The sequence below is a fragment of the Actinomycetota bacterium genome, assembly GCA_036280995.1.
Taxonomy (GTDB): Bacteria; Actinomycetota; CALGFH01; order CALGFH01; family CALGFH01; genus CALGFH01.
Genome location: DASUPQ010000571.1, coordinates 1 through 4,296, shown reverse-complemented (window position 1 = coordinate 4,296; position 4,296 = coordinate 1). Strand labels below are relative to the sequence as shown.

The window sequence follows — 4,296 nt, the reverse complement described above, 5'->3', positions numbered from 1 at the left end:
AGCACCCTGGCAAGGCCCGCCAGGGCGGGCACCAGGCCCTGGAGGTCGCCGGATTGCTCAGCGAAGCCGACGGCCTCCTCGTAGGCGGCCTTCGCCAGGGCCAGGTCGCCCCGCTCGCGGTACACCAGGCCGAGATCGCCGAGCGGATAGGCGACCTTGTGGCTGCCCATCCGCTGGTAGGTCACCTTGGCCGCCTCCAACTCGGCGATGGCCTCGTCGAGGCGGCCGAGCCCGAGCTGGGCCTCGCCCCGGTTGGTCTGCGCCAGGGCCAGGATGGCGGCGTAGCCGGACAGCTCGGCCAGTCGCATCGCAGCCTCCAGCTCGACCAGCGCCTCCCGGTAGAAACCCTCCTCGGTGCTGCGCGAGCCCAGGTTGGCGCGGATGCGGGCCAGGTGCAGGACGTCGCCGGCCCGCTCAGCCGCCTGCAGCGCACGCAGGTAGTGGGCGTCGTTGGCGGCCCGGTCGCCCTCCAGCGCCGCCAGCATCGCCATGGCGGTGTGGGCGGCGGCAAGCGCGCGGTCGTCGCCGCAGGCCGTGGCTGCGGCCAGCGCCCGCTCCGCCGCCTCGCGGCAGGCGTCGACCTGGTTCCACAGGAAGTGAACCGTGGCCGTCCAGGCCAGCAGCAGCGCCTGGTCGGCGTCGAGCGCGCCGTCCAGCCGCGCCCGCCGGAAGGCCTCCAGGGCCTGGTCGAGCTCGGAGCGCATGTAGTGGATCAGGCCGGTGCGCCACGCCAGCCCTGGGGCCAGCAACCGCTTTTCGCCGGCGGCCCGGCGGAAGCACTCGAGGGCACCGTGCCAATCGCCCTTGACCTGCCGGGCCTCGCCCTCGACCTGCTCGACCGCGGCGCCGCGCAGCTCGACCGGCAGGCCGGCCGAGGCCGCCACCACCCCGTCGGTCGCACCGGAGGCGAGCATGGCGGGGCCGTGCTCGACCAGGAAGGCGGCCGTGGCCGGTGGGTCGTCGCAGGCCACCACCGACGCCAGCGCCTCCTCCAGGTGGCCGCCGGTGGCCAGCCAGGCCGCCGCCCGCCGGTGCAGCACCCGCAACTCGCCCGGCTCGAGCGGCATCGAGGCCAGCACTACCTCGCGGACCAGGTCGTTGAGGACGAACCAGCCGTCGACGGTGGAGCGGGGCTGCACGAACAGGCCGCGCCGGGCCAGCCGGGCGAGCATCCCGGCGTCGGCGTCCACGCCGATGGCGCGGCACAGCTCGGCGGTGAAGCGGCGCAGCGGCGCAACCCAGCGGACCAGCTCCCGCAGGACCGGGTCCTCACGCGCCAGCACCTCCTCGGCCAGATAGCCAAAGAGCAGTCCGCCGGGCCGGCGCAGAGCCGCCAGGCTGGCCGCCCGCTCCGGTGGGCGCTGGTGACGCAGCGACTCGACCGCCAGGCAGATCGCCGCCGGCCAGCCGCCGGTCATCCGGTGCACAGGCTCGCTCAGCTCGCGCCCATCCGGGCCGAGCGCGGCCGCCAGCAGCTCGCCGGTCTCCTCCATGCCGAGCGCAAGCAGGCCGCCGTCGACCTCCAGCACCTGGCCGCGGCCACGCAGTCGCTGGATCGGGAACGGCGGCTCGGCCCTCGACGACAGCACCAGGTGGAAGCGGGCAGGCGCGTGCCTGGCCAGCCCCTCGACCAGCCGAGCGGACGGCCCGCCGGTAGGCAGCTCGTGGACGTCGTCGAGGACCAGGACCAGATCTCTGCTCAACTGAAGCTCCAGGGCCTGGCCGAGCGCAGCCGCGAAGCCGTCGGCAGGAGCCAGCTTCTCGGCGTCGGGCCCGAGCGAGCTCGCCAGCGCCGTGCCCAGCTCATCCGGGAGGTTCGGCAGGCGCAGACGCAGCGCGTCAACCAGCCCACGTAGAAAGTTGGGCAGGCTGGCGTCCTCCGGCTGCAGCGAGTACCAGGCCGCGTGGACACGCGCCACCCAGGCAGCCAGCAGGGTCGACTTGCCGAAGCCGGCCCCGGCGACGACGGTCACAAGGCGCCGGCCGCCGACATCGTCGAGGCGGCGCAGCAGCTCGGGCCGGTCGACCCAGGCGGCCGGCAGCGCCGGCGGCAGGATCTTGCTCGCCGGCGTGCGGGACCGCAATGTGGTCACCGTGGCCAGCGCCACCCTCCTCGTGCCGAGTCTGGATGGACGAGTCTCTCCCAGCGGCGTCCCTACGCCAAGAGGTTGCCGTCTTGTCCAGCCGGCGAACAGGTCAGCCCGCCTAGGGCTTTATCCGCAGAAGACGTCGTCGAAGCTTCACCCTGGACCGCTACGGCACCTGTACCCGGAGGCGGACTTTTCCGGCGGCCCGTGCAGCGAGCAGGCGGCGCATCGCGACGATGCCGGCGAGCGGCCCGACCGCCAGCACGGCGAGCGCCCAGTGCCAGCCGACCGCCTGCTCGAGCGCGGGTACGAGCCAGATCGTCGCGCCCGTCAGCAGGAACCCGAGCGCCATCTGCACGGTGAGCGCGGTGCCGACGTAGCTCTGGTCGGCCAGCTCCGTGACGAGCGTGGAGAACTGCGTGGAGTCACCGACGACGCTGTAGCCCCACACAAGGCTCACCCCGATGAGAAGCCACAAGGGGGCCGTCATCAGCAGCCCGATCGTGGCGGCACACGTGCCAGACACGGCCATCATGGCCATCGCGGTGCGCTCCCGGCCGATCCGGTCGCCCAGCGCCCCGCCGCTCCAGTTGGCGAAGCCGCCGACGGCGAAGACCGCGAAGGTGACGTAGGCGGCCAGCACCGGGTCGTCCATGCCGCGCCGGTGCAGCGCAGCGGTGAAGAAGACGAGGAACCAGGCCCACGCGGCGTACAGCTCCCACATGTGGCACAGGTAGCCGATCATGGCGAGGCGGGTTCCGCGGTCGCGCAACACCGCCCGGACCTGCCGCGGGTCGAACACCGCTGCCGGGAACGGGAACGGACCCTCCGCGACGACGGTCAGGGTGATCACACCGCCGACGACGGTGAGGACCGACGTGGTCACGATGACGAGCCGCCAGCCCAGCCCCCCGAGGCCGTTCACCAGGTGCGGCACGCCTTGGCTGACGGTCAACGCGCCCACGAGAAGGCCCACCGCCGCGCCCCGGCCCTGCCGGTACCAGGTGGAGATCAGCTTGAGCGCGGGCGGGTAGACCCCCGCGATGAAGAAGCCGGTGGCGAACCGGGCGGTGACGCCCAGGCCGACACCCTGCGTGACCAGGAGCAGCAGGTTGGCGCCGGCTGCCCCCAGCGAACACAGGAAGATCAGCCGGGTCGGGGCGATCGCGTCGGCAACGGTGAACGCCGCCGAGAGCAGCGCGCCGGTGACGAAGCCCCACTGCACCGCGATCGTCAGCCACGCGACGGCCTCCGCCGAGAGTTGCCACTCCGCGCGCACCTGCGGGATCACCGCGGTCGCGGAGAACCACGTCGACATGAACAGCAGCGCCGTCGCCGTGAACACGACGAGGGTGGCACGTGGCGTCCGGCAAGCCACGGCTCAGGAGGCGCGCCGCGCCCGGAAGGCCGCGACGGAGCTGCGGTTCTGGCAGACCCGCGAGCAGTACCGGCGGCGCGGTCCCCGCTGCACATCGGCGTAGACGCGGTCGCAGCCGGTGGCCTGGCAGCGGCCCAGCCGGTCGGCACCGTGCTCGCAGACGACCAGCGCCAGCCCGAACGCCGTGTTGGCCCGCACCCGGTCGACGAGGCCCGCGCCCGGCTCGCCGTAGTGCAGGTGCAGGCCCAGCCCGTGGTCGGAGATGTGCGGCTGCAGCGGCACCTCCCCGAGCAACCGGTTGAGCAGCGCGACCACCTCGGCGCCGTCGAACACGGGACGCAGCCGCCGCGCCCAGTCCCGCAGGCGCTCCGCCTCGGCTGTGGACAGCCGGGCGACGAGGTAGCGGTGCGCGGCGAGGAGTTCGGCGAGGCCGGCGTCCGGGAGCCCACCGCCCGTCGTGACCGCGTTGACCAGGGCCACCGCCGTGCCGGCGCCGTCGATCCGGTACCCGCTCGTCTCCATGACACCCCCGGTAAGCGCTATACCGGGAGTATAGCCTTACCTGGCGAAGGTGGCGCGTACCCCCGAACAGCCGGTCGAGACGCGCCGCACGCCGCTCAGCCGGGCCGCCGGCCGACGATTGCGGCCCGGTTGCAGCTAGACGATGCAGGAGAACACCGGAGCGGCGGTGAGGATGTGTCTCCGCGGCTCGCCCGGGCTAGACGTGCCGAGTGCCAGGAGCGGTTGGTCACGGCCTGGGCGCGGTGGTGTCGGCTGGTGCCGGGGTCCGGGGCAGAAGCGCCGACGCCGCCAGCCCGAGGAGGCCGACCG

The 4,296-nt window shown here is 73.6% G+C and carries 3 protein-coding genes; all 3 read right to left on the bottom strand.

All coding sequences use genetic code 11. From position 1 onward, the window contains the following. Positions 1-2,108, bottom strand: a 2,108-nt coding sequence (locus tag VF468_19200) for a tetratricopeptide repeat protein (GenBank protein HEX5880418.1), incomplete at its 3' end; no start/stop codon positions are given. Between the two features lie 145 nt (positions 2,109-2,253). After that, positions 2,254-3,432 carry an MFS transporter gene (locus tag VF468_19195; protein ID HEX5880417.1) on the bottom strand — a complete coding sequence of 393 codons (1,179 nt, stop codon included), beginning with the start codon at positions 3,430-3,432 and terminating at the stop codon, positions 2,254-2,256. A gap of 36 nt (positions 3,433-3,468) precedes the next feature. Continuing rightward, a complete protein-coding gene (locus VF468_19190; protein ID HEX5880416.1) occupies positions 3,469-3,987 on the bottom strand; it encodes a CGNR zinc finger domain-containing protein in 519 nt (172 codons plus the stop codon). Positions 3,988-4,296: the final 309 nt, after the last annotated feature.

Coding starts and splice junctions, on each gene's coding strand:
- VF468_19190 (HEX5880416.1), bottom strand. CDS start 3,987: ATGGAGACGAGCGGGTACCGGATCGACGGCGCCGGCACGGCGGTGGCC.